We start from the raw sequence: 25,102 nt of genomic DNA on the forward strand, positions 1-25,102 counted from the left end.
GCCCCGATTCACTTGGCGTTCGACTTGGGCTGGCTGTCGTCCACCTTCACCGTGAACTTGCCTGCGCGGATCTCGGCCTCTTTGGCCTTGACCTTGGCGACGATGTCAGCCGGCACCTTCTTCTCGAAAGTGCCCAGCGGCGCCAGTTCGGAGCCCTTGTGCTTCATCATCGAATAGGGGCCATAGTCCTCGGCGGTGAACTTGCCTTCCTTCACCAGCTTGATCGCGCGGTCGACCGAGGGTTCCATGCTCCACAGGGCCGAGGCCACCACCGTGTCGGGGTATTGCGCCTGCGTGTCGATCACGTTGCCGATCGCCAGCTTGCCGCGCTCCTTGGCCGCGTCCGAAACGCCAAAGCGCTCGGCGTACATCACGTCTGCGCCCTTGTCGATCATGGCGAATGCGGCTTCCTTGGCCTTGGGCGGGTCGAACCAGCTGTTGATGAAGCTCACGCTGAACTCCACCTTCGGGTTCGTTTCCTTTGCGCCGGCCATGAAGGCGTTCATCAGGCGGTTGACCTCGGGAATCGGAAAGCCGCCGACCATGCCGATCTTGTTGGTCTTGGTCATGCCGCCGGCGATCATGCCGGTGAGGTAGGCAGGTTCCTGGATGTAGTTGTCGAACACCGAGAAGTTCGGCGCCTGCGGCTTGAGCGACGAGCCCATCACGAAGGCTGTCTTCGGAAAGTCCTTGGCGACCTGGCGTGCCGCCTTCTCGACGCCGAACACCTCGCCCAGGATCAGCTGGTTGCCGGCCGTGGCGTATTCGCGCATCACGCGTTCGTAGTCGGCGTTGGCCACGTTCTCCGTCGCCTTGTATTCGATCTCGCCGCGCGCCTCGGCCGCCTTGAGCGCCTTGTGGATGCGGCCCACCCATTGCTGCTCGAAGGGCACGGTGTACACCGCCGCGACCTTGAGCTTGGCGCCTTGCGCCATCGCCATACCGGGCAGGCCCGCGGCGATGATGGAGGCCGCGACGGCGGCAGAGCGAATGATCAATTGACGTCGATGGGACAAGTTGCTTCTCCTCGTTGATGAATCGTTCTGGCTCGCCGCCTCGCCGCGGCCGCCTTCAGCCGCGTCCTGGCGCCTGCGGCGCGATCACTTGGTTCCAAAGATGCGGTCGCCGGCGTCGCCCAGGCCAGGCAGGATGTACCCGTGGTCGTTCAGCTGGCGGTCGATGGCGGCGGTGTAGATCGGCACGTCCGGGTGCGCGTCCTGCATGGTCTTGATGCCCTCGGGGCAGGTCAGCAGGCAGACGAACTTGATGGACTTGGGGTGCAGTTCCTTGAGCCGGTCCACCGCCGCGGCGGCCGAGTTGCCCGTTGCCAGCATCGGATCGACCACGACGACGTCGCGTTCGGCCATCTCGCTGGGCATCTTGAAGTAGTACTCCACCGCCGTCAGCGTCTTGGGGTCGCGGTACAGGCCGATGTGGCCAACGCGCGCGCCCGGCACCACGCTCAACATGCCATCCAGGATGCCGGTGCCCGCGCGCAGGATGGAGACGAACACCAGCTTCTTGCCGTCGATGACCTTGCCCGTCGAGACTTCCAGCGGCGTCTCGATTTCGATTTCCTGCATCGGCATGTCGCGCGTGACCTCGTAGGCCATGAGCGTGCTGATCTCGTTGAGGAGGCGCCGGAAGCTGTTGGTCGATGCATCCTTTCGGCGCATCAGGGTCAGCTTGTGCTGGACGAGGGGGTGATCGATCAGGTGAACATTGCTCATGATGGGAAAGCGATCAGCGTCACTGTGTGGGTTTGTATACGCGCAGTCTAAAAGACTGTGCCATCGCTTTCGATGCGCAGCGGTGGCGCACCGTCACGCAAGCGTTGTGCCAGCGCGCGGCCGGTCGCCCAGGTGCCGCCTTCGAGCACGCAGGCCAGCGGCAACTGCGCTTCCGTGCGGTTGAGCGTCTTGCGCACGCGCGGGGCCAGTTCGTCGAGCAGCGCAACGGTCAAGGCGCGCCACTCCACGATGAATTCGTCGCTGACCTTCCAGGTGCGCTCCAGCAGCGCCGGGTCCTTGGGGACGATGACGCCGGTGTCCAGGAACAGGCCGCCGTTGCGGTATTCAGGCAGGCCGGTGAGCGCATCGAGACCTCGCACCTTCACGCCCGCCCATTCGAAGGGCTCGAGCAACGAGTAGGTCAGCCATTGCGAGAGCTTGTGAAAAGGCATCCAGCCGTTGGTCAGGCCCGGACCCTGGACGGCGCTGTGGCGCCAGCAGTCGCCCAGCGCGTGGGCAGGGTCGCCCGAGGGGAGTGCGCCCGCCACGTCGCTGCCATCGGCGGCAATGCTGTCGATGGTGTTGGCAGCAGGCCAGATGCCCGAGAGCGAGCCCAGCAGGAGCGAGAGGATTTCATGCGCCGCGATTTCCGCTGTGGGCGGGGCAGAAGGGCCATAGGGGCTCACCAGCGCATCCAGCATTCCGCCGGGGCGTCCGTCATCGCCAAAGGTCTCCGGCTGCTCGTGCATCGCCTCGCCGAGTCGGCGCAGCAGCGTGGCACGCCCGGCGAGTCCGACCAGCGGATTCGATTCGCTCACCTGGAAGGCGGAAGCCAGCCGGTCCGTCACCAAGGCGCGCAGGCCCGCAGAGTCGGCCTGCAGCGGCTTGTCAGGATTGGAAGAAAAGCGCCCGCTCGTGAAGGCGTGAAAGCTCGCCACGGCCAGGCCTTCGGAGCGCGTGAAACGCTGGCCCGTCGACGCCTCGACGTAGTGCCATGTGGTGCCGGCACCCGCATCGAGCAGAACACTCACCACCGCCAGATCGATCAGCGCGCGCGCCCGCTCGGTCGGCGTGATTTTCGGGCCGAGCAACTGGTCGAGTTGCTTCAATCGGTTGACGCCGCCCACTTCGAAATGGCGCCAGCGGCTGTGGTACGGGATGTTGTCGTGCGGATAGTTTTCGCGCGTGGTGGCGGCCACGGCGCGTGCGGCTTCTTCCAGCGTGGTGTCAGCGCCGATGGAAAACCACGCCGATTCGCCGCGGCGCGCCCGTGCCAGCAGCGCATGAGCGCGCTCGCGCACGCAGTGCGTGGTGCGCAAGAGCGCAGCGGCGCCGACTGCGTGTTCGGCATCCGGCACGAACTCGAGCCCCGGGTCCACATGCCCGTCCGCGTCGGCGAACTGGACGGCGGGGTTGTGTGTCGGGCGGTCGGGATCGAGTCCGTAGTTGTCCTTCGTCATGACAGCCCCCGGCCCTTGGCTTTCTTGAGTTCCTCGGCATCGGGCACGACGCCCGGCGTGAAGTAGCCGGCGGCCATCTTGGCGTCCATCTCGACACGTGCGTCGGCGGGGATGAGTTCGTCGGGGATGTTCACGCGCACGCCAATCTCGATGCCCGAGCCGGTGATGGCGTCGTACTTCATGTTGCTCATCGACACGAGGCGGTGGATTTTCTTGACGCCCAGCCAGTGCAGCACGTCGGGCATGAGTTCCTGGAAGCGCATGTCCTGCACGCCGGCCACGCATTCGGTGCGGGCGAAGTACTGGTCGGCCGTGTCGCCGCCCACTTGCCGCTTGCGCGCGTTGTAGACGAGGAACTTGGTGACTTCGCCCAGCGCACGGCCTTCCTTGCGCGAGTAGGCCACCAGCCCCACGCCGCCGCGTTGGGCGCCCATGATGCATTCCTCGATGGCGTGCGTGAGGTAGGGGCGGCAGGTGCAGATGTCGGAGCCGAACACGTCCGAGCCATTGCATTCGTCGTGCACGCGGGCCGTGAGTTCGACTTCGGGATTGGCCAGGTCGCGCGGGTTGCCGAAGATGTAGACGGTCTGTCCGCCGATGGGCGGCAGGAACACTTCCAGGTCGGGCCGGGTCACCAACTCGGGATACATGCCGCCCGTTTCCTCGAACAGCACGCGGCGCAGGTCGGTTTCGGAGCAGCCGAAGCGCTTGGCCACGGCGGGCAGGTACCACACGGGCTCCAGCGCTGCCTTGGTCACCATCGCCGCGCCATTGGCGGTGAGGAACTTGCCGTCGGCCTTCAGGCGTCCGCTCTGCAGCGCTTCGATGACTTCCGGCAGGATCACATGCGCCTGCGTCACCGCGATGGTGGGGCGGATGTCGTAGCCGGCCGCCAGTTCGGTGGCGAACACCGACGCCACCGTTGCGCCCCACGGGTCGAGCGAGACGATCTTGCCCGGCTCCAGCCACTGCGGGTAGGGGCCGATGATGTCGGTGGGCGAGGTGTTGGTCAGGTCCGCCTTGTGCTGCGGATTGAGCGCACCCGCCGCCACGGCCAGCGCGCGGTAAACGCTGTACGAGCCGCTGTGCGTGCCGATCACGTTGCGGTGCGAGCGCGTCGTCGTGGTGCCGACGATGGGGCCGCGTTCCGTCGCCGAGGGCGCGCCCCACACGATGGGCAGCGCGCCGAATCCACCTGCGTGAGAGGTCAGCCGGATGTGGCGTCGCGCGGGCGCCGCCGTGGAAGAAGGGGGAGTGGTGCCGGTGGCGTCCGGCGGGACGATGGGGGTGGAAGAACTCGTAGCGGTGTCAACGGACATTGCAGGCCCTCAAAAAACGCAATGTACCGAGCACCCCCTCAACTGGCAAGCCGCCCGCCCGGCAAGGCGGGAGCAAGTGTTGTCTTCAGTCCAATTCAGTCCAGGCCGAGCTTTCGGTCCAGCGAGACCCGGCCTGCGCCGCGGCCCGCCACATACAGCAGCAGCGCCGCCCAGGAGAGGTGCGTGGGCCAGGCGTCCGGGTAGACAAAGATCTGGATGGTCAATGTCATGCCCAGCAGGGCAAGCGCCGACAGCCGCGAGAACAGGCCCAGCACCAGCAGCACGGGAAAGAGGTGCTCGGCGTAGGCTGCAAGGTGCGCAGCGATCTCTGGCGGAATGAGCGGCAGCTTGTACTCGGTGCGAAAGAGCTCGTAGGCGCTGTCGGTCAGGGTGAGAAAGCCCGTCACCTTGGTGCGGCCGGATAAAAAGAAGATGGCCGCGATTGACAGCCGGCTCGCCAGCGCCAGCACGTCGTGCGTGATGAGCCGGCCCAGAAGATCAGCGAAGCCGTTCCAGCGATCGACAAGGCTGCTGCGATGGGGTTGGAGAGTTGCCGGCGCGGCCTGTGAGGAAGGGTTCGTCATGACGAGGCTCCTGTGTCTGTGGCATCGGATGGGGCTTGGAAGGCACCTGCCTGCAGCAGGCGGGAGAGAAGGGCGGCCAGATCGACGAGCTGGTCGGCGGCGACGGCCGCTTCCGCGGCGTCGGCAAGACAGGCGCCTTGCGCGCACGCGTCGAGAAAGGCGCAGTCGGCTGCGCTGGCGATGTGCCATTGCACGACGTCCTGCGTGCGCGTGAGCAGGGCGCCTTCGCCGTGCCATGTAATGTCATCTTGCGTAGCGACGTCGTCACCGGACGTGCGGTTGCGCTGCCAGATGGTGAAGATGGGCAAGTCGGCAAAGAAGGCCCAGCGCGTGGCGGGATGCGGCGCGAGGGCGGCGGCGCCGAGCGCTTCGGGCGCAAGGCGCGTGAGGATCGCCGGCTCCAGCACGGGCGCATCGGCGGCAATGTGCGATTCGGTCCAGAAGCGATCCAGTTGCGCCACGCCGGGCAGGTAGGGCAACTGCGACGCGGGCGCGAAGTCGCGCAGGAACTGCGGAAAGCCAGCGCCATATTGCACCAGCCGGCCATCGGTTGGCGGGCTCGCGGCCACATGCAAGGCCGCGGCGGAACGGAACCACTCGGTGCCCACCAGTCGCGCCACGCTTGGGTAATTGGCCTCCAGCGCGTCGATGCAGGCTTTCATCACCGTGTTGCGATAGACCGCAAAGGCGGGTTGCACGATCAGGTTGGCCATCTGCGCATCCGCTTCGGATGGATCGGCGAACAAGGCGCTGGCAAACGAGCCCTGGAATTGGGAGAGCGCTGATGCGCTGGCGGCCGTCATCGCGCAAGCTCCGCGTGCTGGATTTCGGCGGCTTCGTCGGGCTGTGCCAGTTGCGATTGGAGCGCCGCCGTGGCCATGTCGCGTTCCACCAGCAGTTCGTCGAACGCGGGCACGTTGCCATCGCGCTCAACCAGCGTGGGGCGCCCACCGATGCGCGCGACAAGGCGCCGATACAGCGACCACACCTGGGGCGAAATGGCCGCGTCATGCGAGTCGATCAACAGCGCATCGCCGAGCCTGGGGTCTTGCGTGTGGCCCGCCAGATGGATTTCCATGACCGCGTCCCCGGGAAAGCGGTCGATGTAGTGCCGGGCGTCGAAGCCCAGGTTGTTGGCCGAGACGTGCACGTTGTTCACGTCCAGCAGCAGGCCGCAGCCCGTGCGGCGCACGAGTTCGGCGAGAAAGTCGATCTCGTCCCACTCATGGCCTTCAATGCGCAGGTAGTGCGACGGGTTCTCGATGGCCATCGGGCGCCCCAGTGCCGCCTGCGCGCGCTCGATGTTGCCGGCGACGCGATGCAGCGCCTCGGTCGTGCGGGGAATGGGCAGCAGGTCGGGAAAGTGGCTTCCGTTCCACGCCGACCATGCCAGGTGCTCCGACACCAGCGCCGGCTCGATGCGGCGCACCAGTCCGGCCAGCCGGGCGAGATGCGCCGCATCGGGCGCCTTGTCGCCGGCCAGTGACAGCGAGACGCCGTGCAGCGACACCGGGTGATTCGAACGCACGGCTTCCAGCCAGCGCAGGCGCGGGCCGCCATCGACGAAATAGTTCTCGGGATGCACCTCGAACCACATGCCTGCACGCGCGCAGCGCAAGGCGTCGTCGTAGTGCTGGGGCTTGAGGCCAAGGCCGCCGAGAAGAGCGTTCGTCGTCATGGTCGGGCTGCCGCGCTTGCCGTCTTGTTGCCGGTTCAGGACTTCATTGGCGTCAGCGAGCCCATGCCCTTGGGCGTCTTCATGGTCGTGCAGGTGCCGGCGGGCACGTTCTTCCATGAATTGGGTTGGTAGTCCACCTTGGACGTGCCGGCACAGGTGGTGCCAGGGCCTGCTGCGCAGTCATTCTTGCCGGCCAGGGCAACGCCGTAGCACTTTTCCATCGCGGGAGCCGCCTTGTCGGCCATGGGCTTGGTGTCCTGCGCCATGGCGGCGCCGGCGGCGAGAGCGCTGAGGGCGAGGGCGGTGATTGCGAAGGGACGTGTATTCATGATGTGGGCTCCTTGGGTAAGACGTTTGAAAAACCGGGCCGTATTGCGCGGTCAACTCTAGTTCTTCGGGAACGCGCGGTTGGTTACAGCACACGGCACAATTCGCCGAAACGAGGAGACTCCGGACAAGTTCCCGGCGAGCCAGGCAAAAGCCTTCGCCAGACTTGTTCACCGTCTCCCTAAAATTCCTGCGGTTGCTGTAACCATTCAACCCCATGTCGCGAATAACAACAGGGAACCAGACACAGTTGAGTGAAACCGAGACGGCGCTGCGAGCTCTTTTCCTGAGAGGGCTCGCTGGCGACGCCGTGGCATACCGCACCTTCCTGCAGCAACTCAGCGCGCACCTGCGTTCCTTTCTGGGCAAGCGCCTGTATGGCTGGCCCGACGACGTCGAGGATCTTGTTCAGGAATGTTTGCTTGCCATGCACAACCAGCGCCACACCTATCACAGCGACCAGCCCCTGACGGCGTGGGTCCATGCGATTGCGCGCTACAAGATGATCGACCTGTTGCGCAGCAAATCAAGCCGCGAAGCGCTGCACGAGCCGCTGGAAGATGACCTCGAGGTTTTTGCCGACTCGGCCACCGAGGCCAGCGACGCGCACCGGGACGTGCAAGGCATGCTGGCGACCCTGCCCGAGCGCCAGCGCGAAGCCATCGTCCACATGAAGCTGGAGGGACTGTCGGTCACGGAAACGGCCCAGCGCACGGGCATGTCCGAATCCCTGGTGAAGGTGAACGTGCACCGGGGCCTGAAGGCATTGGCCCTGAAATTCAAGGAGCGGGGATGAGCGCCGCAATGCGAAAGCGAAAGGTATCCCCATGAGAACCGATGACCTTGTCGCCATGCTCGCGGCCCACGTGGAACCCGTGCCGCGACGCGCCGCGACGCGCCGGTTGGTCATGGCGCTCCTGATTGGCGTGCCGCTGGCTGTGGCCATCATGATGATCGAATACGGCGTGCGGCGCGATCTGGTCCAGGCGATGTTCTGGCCCATGCTGTGGATGAAGATCCTGTTTCCCTTCTTCGTCGCGTGGGGTGGATTTGTCATGGTGCAGCGCCTGTCGCGGCCGGGCGTGCGCGTCGGTCATGCCTGGTACACCTCGGCGGCGCCCATCCTCATGGTCTGGATCATGGGGGCGGTCGTCTGGCTGGCGGCCCCGCCGGAAAATCGCCCGGCGCTGCTGTGGGGCGAGACCTGGCGCTCCTGCCCCTTCAGCATTGCGTACATCTCGCTGCCAGTTTTCATTGCTGCCTTTGCGGCGCTCAGGGGGCTGGCGCCCACGCGGCCGGCCTTGGCGGGCGCCGCTGCGGGGGCCATGGCGGGCGGTGCGGGGGCAACGGTGTATGCCTTGCACTGTCAGGAACTGGCGACGCCGTTCCTTGCGATCTGGTACGTGCTGGGGATGCTGATCCCTGTGGCGGTGGGGGCGCTCATCGGACCGCGCCTCCTGCGCTGGTAACCCGGCAGGTTAAAAGTCTTCCAGCGGCAAGCCGACGTAGTTCTCCGCCAGTGAGGTCGATGCCGCGCGCGAATGCACGAGGTAGTCGAGTTCGGCCTCCTGGATCTTCTGGCCGAATTCGCCCGTGTCCGGAAAGCGGTGCATGAGCGAGGTGAACCACCACGAAAAGCGCTCGGCCTTCCACACGCGGCGCAGGCACAAGTCCGAATAGCGGTCCAGTGCCGAGGCGCTTTTCTCCGAGTAGAAGATCTCCAGCGCCCGCGAGAGGTAGCCCACATCCGCTGTTGCCAGGTTCAAGCCCTTGGCGCCCGTGGGCGGCACGATGTGCGCCGCATCGCCGGCCAGCAGCAGGCGGCCGAATCGCATCGGCTCGGCCACGAAGCTGCGCAGCGGGGCGATGCTCTTTTCAAGCGACGGGCCCGTGACCAGGTGTTCGCTCGCCTCGGGGTCGAGGCGGCTGCGCAGTTCATTCCAGAACGCTTCATCGCTCCAGTTTTCCACGCGCTCGTCGGTCGGCACCTGCACATAGAAGCGGCTTCGCGTCGCACTGCGCATGCTGCACAGGGCAAATCCGCGCGAGGTGTTGGCATAGATGAGTTCGTGCGACACCGGCGGTACGTCCGCCAGCACGCCAAGCCATCCGAAGGGGTAGACCTTTTCGTAGGTGTGCAGCGCGCCGTCGGGCACGCTCTTGCGGCTCACGCCGTGGTAGCCGTCGCAGCCGGCGATGAAGTCGCATTCGATCTCGTGCGTGGCGCCGTCCTTTTCATAGCGCACGCGCGGGCGGGTGCCGTCGAAGTCGTGCAGGCTGACGTTGCCGGCTTCATACACGGTGACCAGACCCTCGGCCTCGCGCGCATGCATCAGGTCGCGTGTCACTTCCGTCTGGCCGTAGACCATGACCTGCTTGCCGCCCGTGAGCCCATGCATGTCGATGCGATGCCGCGCGCCCTTGAAGAGCAGTTCAATGCCTTCGTGCGGCAGACCCTCGGCATGCGCTCGGGCGTCCACGCCGGCACGCTGCAAGAGATCCATCGTCACCTGCTCGAGCACGCCGGCGCGGATGCGGCCGAGAACATAGTCGCCGCTCTGGCGCTCCACGATGATGTTGTCGATGCCGGCCTTGAACAGCAACTGGCCGAGCAACAGGCCGGCCGGACCCGCACCCACGATTGCAACTTGCGTCTTCATACTTGTCTCCACATGTTCGCCAAGCGTAGGCGTCAGCGGCTGACAGCGATACAGGGCGCAAGCGCGCACTGTGCGATGATGGGATGGCCTGCGCGATGATCGCGCAGCAGTCACCATGAATACTTCTGCATTCCCGCATGACCATCGCCAAGGCTGATTTCATCGAGGGCATTGCCAAAGGCATGTCCGTTCTGGAAAGTTTCGACACCGAGCGCCAGCGGCTCAACGCCACGCTGGCCGCCGAACGCGCCGGCCTCACGCGCGCAGCGGCGCGGCGCCATTTGCTCACGCTGGCGCACCTTGGCTATCTGGAGACGGACGGCAGCTATTTCTGGATGGCGCCGAAGGTGTTGCGCTTTTCGGGGAGCTATCTCTCTTCGTCCCGCCTGCCGCGCACGCTGCAACCCACGCTCAACAGGCTGGCCGCGCAAACGCAGGAATCCTTTTCGGTGGTGGTGCTCGATGGCGAAGAGGTGGTCATCGTCGCGCGCAGCGGTGCCTACGGCGCGCCCACGCGGGTGCTCGCCTACGGGCTGCATCTGGGCGCGCGCCTGCCTGCGCACGCCACGTCGACGGGGCGCGTGCTGCTCGCCGCCATGAGCAGCGCAGAACTCGCACGCTGGCTGAAGGGCCGCACGCTGCCGCGCCTGACGCAGCACACCATCACCCAGGCCAAGGTTTTGCGCCAGCAGATCACCCAGGTGCGCACGCAGGACTTCTGCATCGCAACGGAAGAACACGAGATTGGCGTGCAGGCGCTGGCGGTGCCTTTGCGCAACATGCAGGGCAGAACCGTTGCTGCGCTGAACGTGGTTCTTTCCGGCGGACTGCGAACCGACCTCGCACTTGAGCGAGAATTGCTGCCTGTCTTGCTCGATGCAGTGCGTGAAGTTCGATCTTTGTTGTGAAACTTGAAAAGAGCCAAAAAACCGCGCTATAATCTGAGGCTTGTTCCCCGATAGCTCAGTTGGTAGAGCGCCGGACTGTTAATCCGTAGGTCCCTGGTTCGAGCCCAGGTCGGGGAGCCACTGAATACAAGGTGGTTCCTGGAAAGCCCGCTACAGAATATGTAGCGGGCTTTTTTTTGTTCCTTTGTCCCAGCACCATCCCGGCGCCTCTTAGAGGGTTGCGACTCGTCTTCCTCGGCGTTCCTTACGATTTTTGCGGTCGGCGCCCAGCAGGCACCCAGGTTTCCTTGTTGTCCGCCTCCGACCGCTTGTAGAGTGTGCGCCGCATCCCGGGGAAGTGGTGTTCCGGCGGAAGCGCCAATCCTCGGTATCGACGTTTTTCGATCGTGCATTTCTTGACCCGAAACGTTGTCGCCAACTCCTCGGTCGTCATGTACTCACTGAGCTCTGGGGTCATCACGGTTTCCTCCGAGCAGGTTCAAGTTCCTAGGACGCCCTTGCGGCGCACGCCTTGCGATTAATGGGGGGCGCTCACTGCCATAAAGGTCATAAACCTATTGATCGGCCGCATCCGACCGAAAGCACGCTGACCGCGACATCATCTGGTTTCTGTGGGTTTCGAGAACCGAATCCGACAGTTAAAGGATCGATCGAAAAATATCGCGATGCGTTTTTACTCTCATCGAACGGGGTCTTGCAAGAAAGCAGGCAAAACCATGCTCGATGTGGATGTAAAAGGGCAATAGGAGCCTCTATGGAAACCAGACGCGCAGTGGGGCAACGCGGCGCATCCCAAACCGATTTCTTCCTATCGGTGCGCTTTGACCCGCGTACGAAGTTTCAGATGAATATTGCTGCGAAGCTTCAGGGCAGGTCGGATGCGAGCTTCATGAAATGGGCGGTCGACCGCAGTTTTGGCAGCATTTTGAACGCTGTGTTCACTGCCAATGGGCGAGCGGTCACGTTTGCCGAGGCCGATTCGGGACCCTCGGAGTTGTGGCACCACTGCGAGACGGATCGGTTTTTGAATGTTGCATCAAGGCTTCCGGAAGTCTTGACATCTGGTGAGAAAGTCCTTTTCCAGAAGATCAAGGAGGTGCTTGCTCTCTCGAACCCGTCCAGGGGGTTTGTAGACGACATCTGGGACCGCCAACTCGTGCGCGCGAACCGAACCCTGATCTACGCCGGCATCGAGCAGGGGTTTTCGGCGCTTGAAATGGCGCAGGCGCTCTGCGGGAACAAGCGGCTACGAGCAGCGATCTTAAAGTTCGCCAAGGTGAGCGACGGTCCATTCAAAAGCGGCGAAGCCGCGCAACACCAAAGTGAACGAAAGAAGGGCAGCAAGGGTGACGCGCGTTCCCACTACATCGCGGTGCGCATCCCTCCGCGCGCTAAATTTCGTCTGGAGATTGTTTCAAGGATGCGGCGCATCTCGATTTCCAGCTACATCGAATGGGCGATTGAATCCGCTCTTGCCAGCCCAGAAACTGCGATGACCACCCAGGACGGTCGGACGATCACGTTTGCAGAAGCAAACGGGGGCGAAACAGAGTTATGGCATCGCGATGCTGTTCAATGCTTGTTAAATGTTGGCATGCGACTCCCCGAGATCCTTGAGGACGATGAGCGAAAACTTATGCAAACCATCAAGGAATCTTTCAGCGCGATGACGCCGCCCAGACCATTTCGCGGGGATGCCCGTGACAGGGCTGATCTCGCAAAAATCGAGGATCTCATCTACATCGCATGCGATCATGACGTCGCGCCCGGTGATATTGCCAGAGCGCTTAACGGGGATACGGCGTTGCGCAAAGAGATTGAAGCCCTCGCGAAGCCGGTTCGCAAAATAATAAGATCGCGTGGGTCAGAACCGCTGGATTAGGGTTTCCCAGCGCGGGCGTGAGGACGCTCTATTGGGAACTCAGGCTTGAGGCGCCGAAAGAAACGCCCAAAATGCATGCCTTGAACGGTTCAAGGTCGCAGCCGGGCTTTACGCCGTGCCATGTCGATTGCTAGTCGTTGGCGCGTGAAGCGGAGTCTGCAGACCTGCGCCAAGTTACTGCCGATTCAGAATCTGCCTCAGGCTGGCCTCGATTTGGGCTTGTTGCTCGGGTGCCATAGGTCGCACGAAGCGAACCGTGAGGAGCCCTTTTCGGTTGACTTCCATAATGGCGTGGTCCAGCCGGCCTGAGATATGAACTGAATGCTCCTGAGGCGAGGGTCCGGGGTTGATCAGTAGTTGGAAGACTTTGTGGGCGTTCAGGCTGGCTGCTTGCCGACGGAGAGAGTCGGCCCGCGTCACGAGGGCTTTGGCATCATGTCGATATGCGTAATTCAAGGGGGCCGCCCAGCGATACTGAATGTCGAGCGGCGAAGGGAACGCCTCGATGACTTCCTTTGGTAGTTGGACGATCGAAAGCGATTTGCTGACGAGACTTGGATCCACGCCAAGTTCTTGTGCCAGTGCGTTTGCAGACGGATAAAGCCCACTGTCCAACGCCTGTCTGTACATCGCGCCTTGTTCATAGGGCGAAAGCAGTTTGTGCGCTCGATTTTCGCGGTCCATTTCTGTGAACAGATCCTTGTCGGAAATGCGAACGACCACTGCGGCAACGGGCAGTCCAAGCTCCAAGCAAGCCCTGTGGCGTCGATGCCCAAAGACAATCTCGAATTCGGCGACTTGCTCTTGCCTCGATGAGTTGGAGTGTTGATCCCTTCCTGGGATCGGCCGTATCTTGATGGCTTGAACATTGATGCCAGCTTGCTCGATGCTGGACTTGAGGAGCTCATAGTCATTGGTCGTGAAGGAACGCGGATGGCGGTTTGCCCATTGCGATGGGCGTATGGCGCGCGGATCAATGTGGTGAACGACGCCACCTTCTGTCGGTGGTGAGGAACTCCCGAAGCGTGAGGTCTCCATCTCAAGCGCTGAGTCTCCGCGGCTTGACGCGCTCGGCGCTTGCTCAACGTTGCCCTGCAACTCGCCGGATTTCCCGGCTTTCATGTCCCATCCTTTTGCTGCGCTTCTTCGGGGGCTCGCCAGGTTTGGATCTGTCATGCGATGTCATGCCTTGCTTGTGAACGGGTTGGCGCGGACGCCTTGGTGCAATTGAGGAACTTGCACAATGAATATGCGAAAAAGGCATATTTGTCAACATAGCAAAGGCCGCACAGGTCTGCGGGCCAAAAGTGCAGGTTGCTGTACTCCCAATTTCTCGTCGAATCAGCGATCAAGCGCCGCGTACCTTTGCGACGGTTCTCGCGTCCAGTGACGGAAGGCGATGGCGTGGCCAAAGAGGTTGAGGGTGTCGAAGCTGCTCGCTTCTCGGCCGGTAAGGGAATGTTGGCAGTGAGGCAGTCCGGTTTAGATCTGAACAAGACACCCTGTATGCTGTTTCAGCATGCCAGTGAACTGGCACTTGGTCTGCTTTGCGGCGCGAGAGCTCGAGAGCTCTTCTTGGCAAACGGATGCGCGCTTTTATGGTCGGGGCAAGTGCTCTTGGGCTCTTTGGGACAGGTAGCCCAACACTGAGGTCGCCGCGCCAGTGACGCCGACCAGCAACGAGAGGCCTCCCCACAATAGTCGGCTCCCGTTCTGAAATCCCGTGCATGCCACGCTGATGCTGAACAACAGGATGGACCCACCGATCACGCGTTTGACGCTGAAGCGATCCATGAGCCGGCCCACGTAGGCCCTGCCCCCTTTTTTGGCGTGGCGGGCGTGTGTGGTCGGTGTTGCATGAGCCCACGCTCGAGAAGGGAGGCGCGCGGCGCACGGCCCCGCGAGCTCGCCCGGCTGACAAGGGAGCGCACCACAGCGCCCGCTGGGGCGGACTTTCGAGGGAAAACTGACGCCCACAGTGGAGACCCCAGTAGATGTAACAACAAGTTACAGTAGGCTCGCCTTGGCGTTCTTGCCATGCCAGTCCCCTTGATCATGAATCTTCGAGTTTTGTTCGCCGTTGCCGCCTTGACCCAAATTGTTGGCTGCGCTTCCATCGTTAGTGGTTCCAATCAGACCATCTCGGTTGAGACAAAAAGCGATAGTGACTCGGTGGCCGGGGCCACCTGCAAACTCACCAACAACAAGGGAACGTGGTACGTGACCACTCCAGGCTCGACCACCGTCCATCGCAGTTTCGATGACCTCGGAGTCACGTGCACAAAGCAGGACTACGCGCAAGGTGCCGTTGCGGTCAAGTCGAGTACCAAGGCCATGGCCTTCGGCAACATCCTGTTCGGCGGTGTCATCGGCGTCGGTGTGGACGTGGCGACGGGCGCCGCGTACGACTATCCGACCGTTGTTTCGGTTGCGCTTGGACGAGCCTTGGCCGCGTCGAATCAGCCGCCATCCAACGCTTCAGTCGAAATGGCCGCAGTTCACAAATCTGGCCCCTCCACGACTTCCGCGCTTGAGCGCGCCTCCGCACCGAAGGCCACCGGCGCCGACACCTACAACGCAGAGCGCATTGCCAAGTCGCAGGCCTGCACCACGCCCAGCGCCTCGATGGTGGAAAAGGGGGCAGGCTTCGAGGCGTACAGAGTCGCCTGCGGCGGCGGTGAAGTCCTGGCGATCCGCTGCGAATTTGGCAACTGCCGGATCTTGCGATAGGGGACGGCGTTGACTATCGGTTGCTTCATCGTTCCTTGAGGCGAAGTGCGGCAGGGTTGCCGTCGACCTCTGGATTGGGGGAACCCTCTTTGATCACGTGATGCCCGAGATGCGGATCTACAAGGAAGAGATCTTCGGGCTCGTGCTGTCGTGCGTGCGAGTGGGCGATTTCGCAGAAGCCCTCGATTTGATCAACGATCACGAATTCGGCAACGGGGTCTCATGCTTCACGCGCGACGGAAACGTGGCGCGGGAGTTCGGCCGTCGCATTCAGGTCGGCATGGTCGGCATCAACGTCCCGATTCCGGGCCCGGTGGCCTGGCATGGCTTCGGCGGCTGGAAAAAGTCTCTCTTCGCGGGTTGTAGGCTCCCCACTTCGTAGGATCGCAACCACTGGATGATCAGGTCACTCAACGCCGCCTTTGTTTGGTCTTTGTTCGCGCCACATCGGCATAGGTGACCCCGGGGCAGCAAGGGAAGCGGCCCGGTCTATCCGCAATCTTGGTGGTGCGTGCTGCGCGGGGCGCCGGAGAGGGCCGAGGCGAACCCGGCGGAAGCAAGGGCGCGGGAGAGGGCCAAGGAGGCCCGAGAAATCGGCGCGTCGATGGCGAGGCACGCGAGTCGTCGAAGATAGTTCAAGGCCCGGAAGACAAGGGTGTTGCTTGGTTCGGGTTTGCGCCCCTGCCTGGGTGGCATAGGTACGTATCAAAATGAAACCTCAACAACTTGGAGTCGAGGGGTTCATGGGCAAAGCGTTAATCGGCGTCGTTTTTATTATTGGTTTCGTGGTCTTCCTTGTCGCGAAGACAGTGATCCTGGGCACGAAGGCCGCGTATGAAGCGGTCTTTGATCCAACAGCCAAAGACGATCAAACTAAGGCGCTCATTTCTGACTGCATGCTCAGGGTGAGCCACAAGATGCACGAGAGCTATACCGGCAAAGCAGGCGAACTCACGCAGGCGATCCTCCACCTTACGCCCATGGTGCAGTCCTTCTTCTTCGACAAGGGGTTCAAGGTCGATTCGGCGATTGCGCGACGTTTGGTCTGTGAAGCCATCGTGGCCGGCGGACACGCGTCGCACGAAGAAGTGGCGCGTGCCTAAACCGAGCCTGTTCGAGGAAGCTTGGGCAGAGTACCTCGCCGCGTGGCGCGGGATGTGGCCGGAGCGTTTAGCCAAGCGCCTCTTCACTCGCAAGGCCTTGTGCGTGGCGCTGGCGGCGCTTCTCCTTGATCTCACGGTCCTGACCTTGGCCTACGTGGTATGGCGAGGGGAATGATGACGGCGAGGCAACTGCCCGAGCCGCCAATCTCGCCCCGGGAGGCCCTGCGTCCGTGATCGCCGGATGAGGACCCGCAAATCTTCAGACCGCTGATGGGCGGGAGGACGCATTGACCGGAGCTAATGCTTGAGGAGGGATGATGGAGGAGTGGGAACAAGAGATTTGGGACAACGCGGAATTCGCCGATGAACCGCAGTACCGTGAAGGGCAGCTGCCAGGTTTAGTCAGCGACGACGGCAAGGAGCGCGTGTGCGATACCTTCGCAGACATTTCACTTGCTGCAAGGTTTTATGCGGAAATTTCCGGGGAACCGATAGATGTTATTCGTGCGAATGACAAATGGAGCTGTGCCCGCCCGGCGATGCCACCACTTCATGTCGAGCGCTTGATTGCCGAGGAACGTACGAGAAGGTCCGAGGAAGCGCAACGTCGTCAAGAGCGCGAAACAGCGCTTCGCGCACTTCCCCGGGAGGAAGACTTAGACGGGATTCTTTCAGGCGACATGAGCCTGCTGAAATGCGCGACGAAGGAAGCGGCTCAGGTGGCTGCAAAGTTCTATTCACTGTCAACCGGCAAGCCTACACAGCTATGGAGGCACGAGGATGGGTGGGCTGTTGAAACTCACAAACCGGCCCCACTCACGGTCGGGGTGCAGCGTCACCTAATGCGCTTAGCAGACGAAGAAAGGCGGGATCGCGGCGAGCTTACGGAAGAAGAGCGATTTGAAAGCGAGTGCGAAGATGAACAAAGACGCGTTCAAGAGCAATGGCGCATCGACCGGCCGGGGCCGTTCAAATAGCCAAATACTAAAGTAGCGTCCTCCAGCCTCATCGCCCGCAAGCGCTTCACGCCACTCAATACTGCATTGCTCACAACAACATGACAACGTCCCAACTGTCCGACTTGGCCGCCACCATCAGCATCTCGCTCAGGCACTCCCGAAAATTGCTTGCCTCGGGCAAGTCGGAGGCGACCTATGCAATAGCAGCTGTGGAAACAGTCGCCCGACTCTTCTCGAGAAACCTAGGGCCTATGGAAAAAGAATTTCTAGACGCTTGCGATGTGAAGCCGCTGAGTGCGTGATCAGTCGAGCGGCGTGAGATCCGATTGGTGCCGGAGTCCTGAAGCCCGCTGCAATGCTTATTTTTGATGCGGTGGGTTCAAGTGGTCTTGTAGACACGGGGCAGGTCAATGATCGTCTCGCTGATAGCAGGGTGTGCCCCCCGCATCGCCGTTGACACGGTGGTCCTCAGCGCGTGGAAATCTTGCAAGCGAGTGGTAATGCCAGCCCTCGTTGCGCAGGTCCCGGAAGTAGTCGCTGAAGTAAGTCGCCCTGTCCGGCTTGGCTGTTCGTACAGATCAAACAGTTTCTCGTTGCCGCCGGCCTTGTAGTCGTTGACGTAGTCTTCGAAACCGAGACGCACCACTTCAGCATGAACGGGCACAGCACGGATACCCGCCTCGGATTTCACAGAGCCGGCCTCTTCATTGATGTCCATCAGCAGCACTCCCCTCCAGTTTTCCGTCCACGCACTTCTGTGTCGGCACGCTCGGTGTGTCGAAAGTTGCTATTGTGATAAGAAGACTTATCGCGATAGCACTTTGTTTCAGCACGACCGGCCGGCCAGGATTAGGCTCGCGCCATCGCCACAGCCCCCGAAAGGACATGCGTGCGCAAAGGCAGAGCAGGGCAGTCCCGTGCGGCCCGCACACCTGAGGCCCAGGCCAGTGCGGTGCAGGGCCGTGCCAACGAAATCGGCTTTCCGGGTCTGGCGGAACTTTCTGCGTTGCGCGCGTGGTACGAAGGGCTGAGCGCGCACGCGGCCGCGTCGCAATACCTTTCCTCGCAAATGGTGCAAGGGCGCTCGGCGCGCACTGCCATCGGCAACGTGCGGCGCCAGCTCGCGCGCCATGCACGCGCGCGCCAACGCGAAGACCTGGCAGCGCTCTTCACGCAGCCTGTCCAGGGGCGCGAGCGCAACGCCCGGGCGATCCATGACGCCATGGAACTGCTGCGCTCGCTGCCGGTCCCCGAGCCGCTTGTGACGGATCCCGTGGCGCACTGGTTGCCCACGCGCGCGGCGCATGCCCTGAACGCCCACGGCATCCAGACGCTGGCGGACCTGACCGTGCGGGTGCCGCGCGCCCGCCGCTGGTGGGCCACCGTGCCAGGCTTGGGCGTGAAGTCCGGGAGGGCGATCGAAGCCTTTTTTGCGGCTCACCCCGCCTTGACGGAGCGTGCCAAGGCGCTGGTGGTGGTCCCCGTGGGCCCGATCGTGCCTTGGGAGCACATGGAAGAGGGCTTTGTGCCGCAGGACCTGGATGGCTCGCAGGGTCTGTTGCGCGCGCCGGCGGGCACGTGCTTGCTGGCGGCGCGCAACGACTACGAAGCCGTGCAGGCCTGGCTTGCCCTCCAGGATTCGCAGGCCACCCGGCGCGCGTACCGCAAGGAGGCCGAGCGCCTGCTACTGTGGGCCATCCTGGAGCAAAAGAAAGCGCTGTCGTCGCTCGTGATGGAAGACGCCATTCAATATCGGGCGTTCCTGCGGCGGCCCGCGCCGCGGGGGCGCTGGGTGGGCCCGGCGCGGCCCCGCGCTTGCGGCGAATGGCGCCCATTCCAGGACAACCTGGCGCCGATGTCTGTGGCGTACGCCCTGTCGGTCGTCAGCGCCCTGTTTCGCTGGTTGGTGGAGCAGCGCTACCTGCTGGGCAATCCCTTTGCCGGCGTCAAAGTCAAAGGCGCCCGCCATGAAAAGGCGTTCGATGCCTCCCGCATGTTCACGGACCACGAGTGGACGCTGGTGCGGGGCACCGCCGACGGCATCGAGTGGACCGATGGCTGGACGCCGGAGAGCGCGCAGCGCCTTCGCTTTGTGCTGGAGTTCTGGTACGCGACCGGGCTTCGCCCCAGCGAGATGGTCGCCGCCCGGCTGGGGGCCATCGAGTGCGACGCGCAGGACGCCCATTGGCTCAACGTCACGGGCAAGGGCAGCAAATGCGGCAAGGTGGCGCTCCCATTCATGGCGCGAAGCGCGCTCGAGCACTATCTGGTGCAGCGGGGACTGCCTTTGTCCCGGGAACTCTGGAATCCCAAAGTGCCGCTGGTGCCTGCGCTGGCCGAGGATGGCGCAGGCATCTCAGGGTCGCGCCTGTGGAGCCTCATGCGGCGATTTTTCCTGCGGGCTGCGGCCTCATTGGAAAAGGTGAGCCCATCCACAGCAGAAAAGCTGAAGCGCGCCACGCCCCACTGGATGCGGCACACGCACGCCAGCCATGCGCTCGCCCACGGGGTGGCTTTGACCACCGTGCGCGATAACCTGCGCCACGCCTCCGTCGCCACCACATCGGTGTACCTGCATGCCGATGAGATCCAGCGGGCGCGGCAAATCGGGGAGGCGTTTCCCGTTTCCTTCGCAGGCGGAAAGCCCCAAAACTGAACGCACCGCGGCTCGCCTTGGCGGGGCGGGGCTGCGCCATCTGCGGCCCAGTCAGCCAGAAATTTCTCTTTTCGGTTGAGGGCGCCGCGGTGTATCTGGGATCTGGGCCTCTTCTACCGTCCCATCACAGCGCTAGAGGGATTCAGGAGCCATTGAACGGGGTGAGTCTGAAGCGCACGCGCGGCGCGCCGTCCTCCGATCCGGCACCCGCGGCCTGAAACACGCGCAATTTCCAAATTCCTTCTACCCAAGAATTACTTCTCGGTCATCGACGCCAATACCGTTGGCAGGCGCTTTTCATACTCGGCGACAAAAGCCACCATCTCAATGTCCATGGCCTTGAGCAGATTTCGCAACTCCACAAATCCCAGGCGGCGTGAGCCACTCTCGATTCGCGAGAGTTCGTCCTGGCCCACCGAAACGACACGCTTTGACAACTGCGCTTGCGTCAGGTGCCTGCCCAGGCGCACCTCCTTCAGGAGATCGATGACCAGCTCGAGCTCCGCGATCCTTGTCGAGCCCGCCTCTCGTTGCGCGTTGAGGCGATCTGCAACCTGAGCCTGCGTGAGGTTTGCGGCGAGTCGAGCCTCCTTGATGAGCTCGGCCACCAGTCGTGCTTCTTGCCTAGAGTCTGTCCGTTTCATGCGCCAATTCCTTGCATGGCGCGAAAGGATGGGGGCTAGTTTGATATATGGATAATCGGCATATGACAATAAACCATATTTAGATTGATCATCTAGGGGGAATATCCTGCGACGAAGAACCGGGTCGTTCCTCGAGCGCGAAGTCGAAAATGACGAAAAACCATGGGGCTTGAGTTCAGGGTGCATCGCTGGGGACTGCGATTAGCCCGGCGCTTTCGCTGACAAATGAGGGAACGGAGGCCCAGCTCTCCGTCAACATAATCACCAGGGGTCTCGCGCGGAGGATCCGAAACGCACGCGATCGATCGCCCCTGATGGGGCGGCAGGGCCAGATCGTGCTGGACGGCTCCGCGCAAATGGCCGGTACCGCCGCGCCCGTTGGCCATTTTCAGGAGGAGGGCGTCGCAGGGGCCCCTGTGCGCATTTTCTGCGCCGTTCCACATTAAGTCGCCGCGCCGCCTTCGGTAGATCCAGGGGCCCTTGGTGCCGATATTCGATTGCAAGACATGCGCGGATCAGGTTAAATGAGCATATGGCAAATCGACATATGCTGTATTCACATACACATCGTGCCGCTTCTTCTCCTGCATCGATCAGGCCCTCGTCCGGCAGTGCCGAGAAAATCCTGACACGACCGTGGGACCGAGTGCGCCGCATCGAAGATTTCAAGCGTCGCGTCAGAGATGTGAGTGGGCCTCGCATGGATTTGACCCGGCACGCCGGTGCACATCCTGACTTCGCCAACGCCTGGGAGCAGGTGGATGCACTCCTCATCGAAGCCGGACACCACTTGCACTGTCAGCATGCAAACGGGACCTTCGGCGCGGCTCGGTGCCTCTCCCAGTCGGCGGCGCGGGAAGTCCCTGCGCTTCGACAGCCGGCGTTGCTCGTTTGTCGAAGGCGGCATGCCAACAAGGCGGCACGACCGGTGCGATCGATCACCTTGGTTGACGCTGCTCAAGAGGAACTGGGCCGGACGCCCGCAAGGAGATTGAAGTGATTTCCCTCGAAGATCTCAAAGCCCGCTTCGGCTACATGTTTGAAGGCGAAAACATCGGCCTGACCTTCTACGCCGGTTGGTTGCCCGACTTCGCCAAGGCGTGCGAGCAGATCGACGCCTTGCTCGGCGCAAACAAGAACGGGTTTCACTTCTCCCAGGCCAAGGAGAAGTTCGGCGCGGCGCGCTATTACTTTTCATACGGGGGAAGCTCGCGCATGGTCTTGGACGCCCAGGGCCTTGGCAAATTCGTCACGGCAACCCGCAGGGGGGATCGTGTTGCCGACAAGATCGACCGCCTCATCGACGAGGTAGAAAGAAAATCCTTGGGGACCTGCATGATTTGCGGTGCGCCAGGAAAGACGATGCCGTCTCCTGACTGGCTGCGCACACTGTGCCAGGCCCATACTCCGCAGGCATGCGGGCGCAAGGCGTTCACCGACCTTCTGCGCAACGCAATCGTTCACGCATGACGATCGACGATCTTCGAACACCGGATGGGAGCGCGTGGTGCCATGCCGTGGGCTGGGCCCTGAGCGAATTCAGTTCCCGTGCACTTGAGCATCACGATCGGCTGCAGAGCCAGGGCGACAGCGAATGGACCAGGCCCTATCTCGGGGAGAGCCTCAGCGTGCTCGAGTCTGCGCAGCGTGCCCTCGGAAGTCTCGACAAAGCGCTCCTGTGGGTCCGCGAAGGCGAACTCGCTCCCTTCGACGGCGTCACTCCTTTGAAGCTCCTGGCGGAAGGCCGAACGGACGATGCGTTGGCCTGCCTGTGGGTGATGCGCATCGGCGCCCAACGCGCCGCCGAAGAACGCCGCAGCCGCTTGAACTTGAGGACGGTAATGTTCCTGGACTTCGACGATGTGATCTGCCTGGATGCGGAGGGCATGTTCGACGTCATGCGCGAACTCCTGCAAGAAGGCGCGAACACCGACGAGGTCCTCGACAGGCGCCCGAACTTCTGGCGCCTGCTGTTTGACCCGCAGGCGGTGCAGCATCTGGCGTTCCTGCACGGGGAGTTCAAGCCCGAGTACGTGCTGTCGACGTCTTGGCGGTATTTCTTCGGGCCGGCACTGGTCGAGATCATGAAGCGGTGCGACCTTGATTTCGTCGTCGAGAATCTTCACGGGGACAACATGACGAAGGTCGGGCTTCGCCACGCCAACCGGTGGCGCGAGATCCAGTTCTGGCTTGGAGAGCACCCGGCGTATATCCAAAACTTTGTCATCCTGGACGACACCCTGTCCGGCAGAGACATCCAGGAAGCGCTTGCCATGTGCCCGGACGACATACGGGCCCGGTATGAGCCCTTCATCGTGCTGTGCCAGCCGACGAAGGGCATCACCCACGCTGAGTTTTGCATGTTGCGCAGCGCATTTCTTTTGCGCCGTGAGAACCTCAAACGAACCCTCGAGCAGACCCACGCGCAATGGGAGGCGCTGCACAACGACCTGATGGCGCGTGCCGCGGCCCCCGACGACAAGCCGTCGGCCGGGGAGGACGGCGCATGAAAGTGCAAATGTCTGCGGGCCAACGCGATGCGGGAGATGCGGCATGACAAAGGCACGTTGGGACGGCGAGGAGCCGCCGGGCTTTGCGACGCATTTGCCGGATCGGAACTACGGTGAGCGCGACGCCCGGATTCTTGTGCCGTACGCGGTCAAAGAGGCGCTGCTGGAGGAGTTGAAGCAGCGCAAGAGGCAACAGGAGGAACAGGAAGCGCGCGTCCAGGCCGAAAGCGCAAAAGACGAAGGCGGGACGCGAAGCAAGCTCTTCAAGTACAGGGCAGCTGTTGCCAACTTTGAGGGCTTTGACAACGAGGAGGGCATTATTGCTGCGTTTGAACAGCGTGATCCGCCCATTGGCGAATACAGCGCCTATCGTGTCCTGACAGGCGCCGAACTGGTGCGCGCTGCCAAGGTCTCGCTCGCCGCGCGCGACGACGACCATCGAAAGCATGAATGCGACCTGTTCGAGAAGCTGTTTGAATTGGGGCCGTATCGTGTAGTGGCGAATCCGGCCCGGGATCCGGGTGCCTGGCGCCAATCCTTGGCTGAATTGCGTGAGGGCTTTCCGCACTTTCAGGAGGTCACCGCGTTTGTCGAGAACCGGGTCTACCTGTCCCAGGTCTCGGGCAAGCCATTGACCATCCCCGCCATCCACCTCACGGGGGATCCGGGCGTTGGCAAAACCCGCTATGCCAACGAGTTGGCCAGGCGACTTGGCAAGCCGATCCGCGTGCATTCCATGGAGAATGCGCAGGCGGCAGCCGCCCTGTTGGGCACAGAGCGCCACTGGAGCACAGCCTGTCCGGGCATGGTGTTTGACGAGATCGTCTTGGGTAGGCGCGCAGACCCCATGTTCATGATCGAAGAGCTCGACAAGGCCGCCGTCGGAGGCAACTGCAACCCGGCAGCGCCTTTGCACTCATTGCTCGAACCGACAACGGCAGCGAACGCCTGTGATGCGTTCCTGGGCATCCACTTCGATGCGCGCCTGGCCACCTTCATCGCGACATCCAACGACCGAAGCAAGGTGCCCGAGTCGCTGCTTTCGCGGTTCCGCGAATTCGTGATCCTTGCGCCCACGGGCGAGCAGGCGCTGCAGTTGGCACGCGTGGTGGTGCGCAGTGTCATCGCGGAGGCGGGTGTTCCGGGTTTCGCCATGCCGCACGACGCGTGGTCGCACAAGATTGCGCATCTCACGCCGCGCGAGATCGGGCATTTTGTGCACCAGGCGGTCGCCCGAGCGGTGCGGGGCGATCGTCGACACCTGACCGCAGCCGACTTGCCAGCAGATGGGACGGATGCCGGCGCGGAAGGCAGAAAGCTTCATTGAAAAGTATGGCGGCTTTCGCATCTTCCATCGCCGGTTCCACGGACCCGGCCCACGCCGCATCCCCTTGCCCGGCAGGCGAAGGCCGGCACAGCGGAATCGAACAGGCCGAACTTTTGATGAAAGGACCCATTCAATGCTTTCAATCATTGCCAACCTGGGAGCGCTATGCGATTCCTTCCGCCTTCTCGACCAGATCGCGCGCCACCCTGAAAGGCATCTGGAACGCTTTGGTGGAGAGCTTCCGGAGGGGTTGCGGGTCCAGGCGTGGCGTGTCTTGCGCCAGTACTGCGATCCCGACGAGTTGGAAGAAGCCTCCGGGTGGACGCTGGAGCAATTGCTGGTGTCCCTTCGCAATCGCCGCGATGAAAGATCCGGTGGGGCGGGCGAGTCCAAGACGAGCCGTCCCACCTTGAACCTCAAGGACGACTTCGATTTGAATCTGCGTATTCCTCCCGCAAAGCGCGACTGAGTGCGCGACCTCAAGCCGTGCAGGGGAACCTTGGTGATGAACGCTTTGTGAAATGCATGCGGCAGACCGCTTGAAGTGGAAGTTGCGAGCCCTGGCCTTCCCCTTGGAGCCGTCGTCCCTGTGACGCGTGTGTGTCCACGCTCAATCGTGATGAGG

The 25,102-nt window shown here is 62.6% G+C and carries 25 protein-coding genes, 1 tRNA gene and 1 pseudogene; 14 read left to right on the top strand and 13 right to left on the bottom strand.

Annotated features, from left to right (window positions below; all coding sequences use genetic code 11):
- Positions 1-8: 8 nt before the first annotated feature.
- The 8 genes from QTI66_RS28940 to QTI66_RS28975 form a co-directional block, all read right to left on the bottom strand.
- Complete coding sequence (locus tag QTI66_RS28940) at positions 9-1,016, bottom strand: BMP family protein (RefSeq protein ID WP_286563699.1); 1,008 nt, start codon at positions 1,014-1,016, stop codon at positions 9-11.
- A gap of 84 nt (positions 1,017-1,100) precedes the next feature.
- Positions 1,101-1,730, bottom strand: a complete 630-nt coding sequence (gene upp, locus QTI66_RS28945) for a uracil phosphoribosyltransferase (protein WP_286563701.1) — start codon at positions 1,728-1,730, stop codon at positions 1,101-1,103.
- 47 nt (positions 1,731-1,777) lie between these two features.
- A complete protein-coding gene (locus QTI66_RS28950; RefSeq protein WP_286563702.1) occupies positions 1,778-3,190 on the bottom strand; it encodes a URC4/urg3 family protein in 1,413 nt (470 codons plus the stop codon).
- Positions 3,187-4,509 carry a GTP cyclohydrolase II gene (locus tag QTI66_RS28955; protein ID WP_286563703.1) on the bottom strand — a complete coding sequence of 441 codons (1,323 nt, stop codon included), beginning with the start codon at positions 4,507-4,509 and terminating at the stop codon, positions 3,187-3,189. The genes QTI66_RS28950 and QTI66_RS28955 overlap by 4 nt, the downstream gene beginning before the upstream one ends.
- Positions 4,510-4,604: 95 nt before the next feature.
- Entirely contained in the window at positions 4,605-5,093 is a 489-nt protein-coding gene (locus QTI66_RS28960) for a DoxX family protein (RefSeq protein WP_286563704.1), read from the bottom strand.
- Positions 5,090-5,896 (bottom strand): HvfC/BufC N-terminal domain-containing protein, encoded by an 807-nt coding sequence (locus QTI66_RS28965; protein ID WP_286563705.1) that lies wholly within the window; start codon positions 5,894-5,896, stop codon positions 5,090-5,092. Before QTI66_RS28965 ends, QTI66_RS28960 begins: the two co-directional genes overlap by 4 nt.
- Complete coding sequence (gene bufB, locus QTI66_RS28970) at positions 5,893-6,771, bottom strand: MNIO family bufferin maturase (protein ID WP_286563826.1); 879 nt, start codon at positions 6,769-6,771, stop codon at positions 5,893-5,895. The genes QTI66_RS28965 and bufB overlap by 4 nt, the downstream gene beginning before the upstream one ends.
- A gap of 35 nt (positions 6,772-6,806) precedes the next feature.
- Entirely contained in the window at positions 6,807-7,100 is a 294-nt protein-coding gene (locus tag QTI66_RS28975) for a BufA1 family periplasmic bufferin-type metallophore (RefSeq protein WP_286563706.1), read from the bottom strand.
- 215 nt (positions 7,101-7,315) lie between these two features.
- On the opposite strand from QTI66_RS28975, the gene QTI66_RS28980 reads away from it, so the two are divergent.
- Positions 7,316-7,894 carry a sigma-70 family RNA polymerase sigma factor gene (locus QTI66_RS28980; protein ID WP_286563707.1) on the top strand — a complete coding sequence of 193 codons (579 nt, stop codon included), beginning with the start codon at positions 7,316-7,318 and terminating at the stop codon, positions 7,892-7,894.
- Positions 7,895-7,925: 31 nt separating this feature from the next.
- Positions 7,926-8,567 carry a DUF1109 domain-containing protein gene (locus tag QTI66_RS28985; RefSeq protein WP_286563709.1) on the top strand — a complete coding sequence of 214 codons (642 nt, stop codon included), beginning with the start codon at positions 7,926-7,928 and terminating at the stop codon, positions 8,565-8,567.
- Positions 8,568-8,576: 9 nt separating this feature from the next.
- Here the strand turns inward: QTI66_RS28985 and pobA are convergent, their stop codons facing one another.
- Complete coding sequence (gene pobA, locus QTI66_RS28990) at positions 8,577-9,758, bottom strand: 4-hydroxybenzoate 3-monooxygenase (RefSeq protein WP_286563711.1); 1,182 nt, start codon at positions 9,756-9,758, stop codon at positions 8,577-8,579.
- 137 nt (positions 9,759-9,895) lie between these two features.
- On the opposite strand from pobA, the gene QTI66_RS28995 reads away from it, so the two are divergent.
- Both QTI66_RS28995 and QTI66_RS29000 read left to right on the top strand, forming a co-directional pair.
- Positions 9,896-10,666 carry an IclR family transcriptional regulator domain-containing protein gene (locus QTI66_RS28995; protein WP_286563714.1) on the top strand — a complete coding sequence of 257 codons (771 nt, stop codon included), beginning with the start codon at positions 9,896-9,898 and terminating at the stop codon, positions 10,664-10,666.
- Between the two features lie 44 nt (positions 10,667-10,710).
- Positions 10,711-10,786: transfer RNA gene (locus tag QTI66_RS29000), tRNA-Asn, on the top strand.
- A 124-nt stretch (positions 10,787-10,910) separates the two neighbouring features.
- Here QTI66_RS29000 and QTI66_RS29005 read toward each other — a convergent pair.
- Entirely contained in the window at positions 10,911-11,123 is a 213-nt protein-coding gene (locus QTI66_RS29005; protein WP_286563716.1) for a hypothetical protein, read from the bottom strand.
- Positions 11,124-11,420: 297 nt separating this feature from the next.
- Between QTI66_RS29005 and QTI66_RS29010 the strand changes: the two genes are divergently transcribed.
- On the top strand, positions 11,421-12,548 hold the full coding sequence (locus QTI66_RS29010; protein ID WP_286563717.1) for a hypothetical protein: 1,128 nt from the start codon (positions 11,421-11,423) through the stop codon (positions 12,546-12,548).
- A gap of 174 nt (positions 12,549-12,722) precedes the next feature.
- Here QTI66_RS29010 and QTI66_RS29015 read toward each other — a convergent pair whose 3' ends face one another.
- Positions 12,723-13,670: a ParB/RepB/Spo0J family partition protein gene (locus QTI66_RS29015; RefSeq protein ID WP_286563719.1), complete on the bottom strand. Its 948-nt coding sequence runs from the start codon at positions 13,668-13,670 to the stop codon at positions 12,723-12,725.
- A gap of 915 nt (positions 13,671-14,585) precedes the next feature.
- On the opposite strand from QTI66_RS29015, the gene QTI66_RS29020 reads away from it, so the two are divergent.
- From QTI66_RS29020 to QTI66_RS29035, 4 genes and pseudogenes are all read left to right on the top strand, one after another.
- A complete protein-coding gene (locus QTI66_RS29020; RefSeq protein ID WP_286563721.1) occupies positions 14,586-15,278 on the top strand; it encodes a hypothetical protein in 693 nt (230 codons plus the stop codon).
- 70 nt (positions 15,279-15,348) lie between these two features.
- Positions 15,349-15,633: pseudogene (locus tag QTI66_RS29025) on the top strand (aldehyde dehydrogenase family protein); the annotation flags it as partial.
- 355 nt (positions 15,634-15,988) lie between these two features.
- A complete protein-coding gene (locus QTI66_RS29030) occupies positions 15,989-16,381 on the top strand; it encodes a hypothetical protein (protein ID WP_286563722.1) in 393 nt (130 codons plus the stop codon).
- Positions 16,382-16,695: 314 nt separating this feature from the next.
- Positions 16,696-17,358: a hypothetical protein gene (locus QTI66_RS29035; RefSeq protein ID WP_286563723.1), complete on the top strand. Its 663-nt coding sequence runs from the start codon at positions 16,696-16,698 to the stop codon at positions 17,356-17,358.
- A 361-nt stretch (positions 17,359-17,719) separates the two neighbouring features.
- Here the strand turns inward: QTI66_RS29035 and QTI66_RS29040 are convergent, their stop codons facing one another.
- Positions 17,720-18,058, bottom strand: a complete 339-nt coding sequence (locus tag QTI66_RS29040; RefSeq protein WP_286563724.1) for a site-specific integrase — start codon at positions 18,056-18,058, stop codon at positions 17,720-17,722.
- Between the two features lie 234 nt (positions 18,059-18,292).
- Here QTI66_RS29040 and QTI66_RS29045 point away from each other — a divergent pair, with 234 nt between their 5' ends.
- A complete protein-coding gene (locus QTI66_RS29045; protein WP_286563827.1) occupies positions 18,293-19,996 on the top strand; it encodes a site-specific integrase in 1,704 nt (567 codons plus the stop codon).
- A gap of 254 nt (positions 19,997-20,250) precedes the next feature.
- Here the strand turns inward: QTI66_RS29045 and QTI66_RS29050 are convergent, their stop codons facing one another.
- Complete coding sequence (locus QTI66_RS29050; RefSeq protein ID WP_286563726.1) at positions 20,251-20,604, bottom strand: helix-turn-helix domain-containing protein; 354 nt, start codon at positions 20,602-20,604, stop codon at positions 20,251-20,253.
- Positions 20,605-21,636: 1,032 nt separating this feature from the next.
- Between QTI66_RS29050 and QTI66_RS29055 the strand changes: the two genes are divergently transcribed.
- The 4 genes from QTI66_RS29055 to QTI66_RS29070 all read left to right on the top strand — a co-directional run bounded on the left by QTI66_RS29055 (position 21,637) and on the right by QTI66_RS29070 (position 24,946).
- On the top strand, positions 21,637-22,110 hold the full coding sequence (locus QTI66_RS29055; protein ID WP_286563727.1) for a hypothetical protein: 474 nt from the start codon (positions 21,637-21,639) through the stop codon (positions 22,108-22,110).
- Positions 22,107-23,150 (top strand): HAD domain-containing protein, encoded by a 1,044-nt coding sequence (locus QTI66_RS29060; RefSeq protein WP_286563728.1) that lies wholly within the window; start codon positions 22,107-22,109, stop codon positions 23,148-23,150. Before QTI66_RS29055 ends, QTI66_RS29060 begins: the two co-directional genes overlap by 4 nt.
- A 43-nt stretch (positions 23,151-23,193) precedes the next feature.
- Complete coding sequence (locus QTI66_RS29065; RefSeq protein ID WP_286563729.1) at positions 23,194-24,477, top strand: AAA family ATPase; 1,284 nt, start codon at positions 23,194-23,196, stop codon at positions 24,475-24,477.
- Between the two features lie 133 nt (positions 24,478-24,610).
- The gene (locus QTI66_RS29070; RefSeq protein ID WP_286563730.1) at positions 24,611-24,946 is read left to right on the top strand and encodes a hypothetical protein; all 336 of its coding nucleotides are present in this window, start codon (positions 24,611-24,613) and stop codon (positions 24,944-24,946) included.
- Positions 24,947-25,102: the final 156 nt, after the last annotated feature.

This window comes from Variovorax brevis (assembly GCF_030317105.1).
In the GTDB taxonomy this organism is placed as follows: Bacteria; Pseudomonadota; Gammaproteobacteria; order Burkholderiales; family Burkholderiaceae_C; genus Variovorax; species Variovorax brevis.

Coding starts and splice junctions, on each gene's coding strand:
- QTI66_RS29070 (WP_286563730.1), top strand. CDS start 24,611: ATGCTTTCAATCATTGCCAACCTGGGAGCGCTATGCGATTCCTTCCGC.
- QTI66_RS29065 (WP_286563729.1), top strand. CDS start 23,194: ATGACAAAGGCACGTTGGGACGGCGAGGAGCCGCCGGGCTTTGCGACG.
- bufB (WP_286563826.1), bottom strand. CDS start 6,771: ATGACGACGAACGCTCTTCTCGGCGGCCTTGGCCTCAAGCCCCAGCAC.
- upp (WP_286563701.1), bottom strand. CDS start 1,730: ATGAGCAATGTTCACCTGATCGATCACCCCCTCGTCCAGCACAAGCTG.
- QTI66_RS29060 (WP_286563728.1), top strand. CDS start 22,107: ATGACGATCGACGATCTTCGAACACCGGATGGGAGCGCGTGGTGCCAT.
- QTI66_RS29020 (WP_286563721.1), top strand. CDS start 14,586: ATGCCAGTCCCCTTGATCATGAATCTTCGAGTTTTGTTCGCCGTTGCC.
- QTI66_RS29035 (WP_286563723.1), top strand. CDS start 16,696: ATGATGGAGGAGTGGGAACAAGAGATTTGGGACAACGCGGAATTCGCC.
- QTI66_RS28985 (WP_286563709.1), top strand. CDS start 7,926: ATGAGAACCGATGACCTTGTCGCCATGCTCGCGGCCCACGTGGAACCC.
- QTI66_RS28975 (WP_286563706.1), bottom strand. CDS start 7,100: ATGAATACACGTCCCTTCGCAATCACCGCCCTCGCCCTCAGCGCTCTC.
- QTI66_RS28980 (WP_286563707.1), top strand. CDS start 7,316: ATGTCGCGAATAACAACAGGGAACCAGACACAGTTGAGTGAAACCGAG.
- QTI66_RS29015 (WP_286563719.1), bottom strand. CDS start 13,670: ATGAAAGCCGGGAAATCCGGCGAGTTGCAGGGCAACGTTGAGCAAGCG.
- QTI66_RS29040 (WP_286563724.1), bottom strand. CDS start 18,058: ATGGACATCAATGAAGAGGCCGGCTCTGTGAAATCCGAGGCGGGTATC.
- QTI66_RS28960 (WP_286563704.1), bottom strand. CDS start 5,093: ATGACGAACCCTTCCTCACAGGCCGCGCCGGCAACTCTCCAACCCCAT.
- QTI66_RS29010 (WP_286563717.1), top strand. CDS start 11,421: ATGGAAACCAGACGCGCAGTGGGGCAACGCGGCGCATCCCAAACCGAT.
- pobA (WP_286563711.1), bottom strand. CDS start 9,758: ATGAAGACGCAAGTTGCAATCGTGGGTGCGGGTCCGGCCGGCCTGTTG.
- QTI66_RS28955 (WP_286563703.1), bottom strand. CDS start 4,509: ATGTCCGTTGACACCGCTACGAGTTCTTCCACCCCCATCGTCCCGCCG.
- QTI66_RS28950 (WP_286563702.1), bottom strand. CDS start 3,190: ATGACGAAGGACAACTACGGACTCGATCCCGACCGCCCGACACACAAC.
- QTI66_RS28965 (WP_286563705.1), bottom strand. CDS start 5,896: ATGACGGCCGCCAGCGCATCAGCGCTCTCCCAATTCCAGGGCTCGTTT.
- QTI66_RS29005 (WP_286563716.1), bottom strand. CDS start 11,123: ATGACCCCAGAGCTCAGTGAGTACATGACGACCGAGGAGTTGGCGACA.
- QTI66_RS28995 (WP_286563714.1), top strand. CDS start 9,896: ATGACCATCGCCAAGGCTGATTTCATCGAGGGCATTGCCAAAGGCATG.
- QTI66_RS29030 (WP_286563722.1), top strand. CDS start 15,989: ATGAAACCTCAACAACTTGGAGTCGAGGGGTTCATGGGCAAAGCGTTA.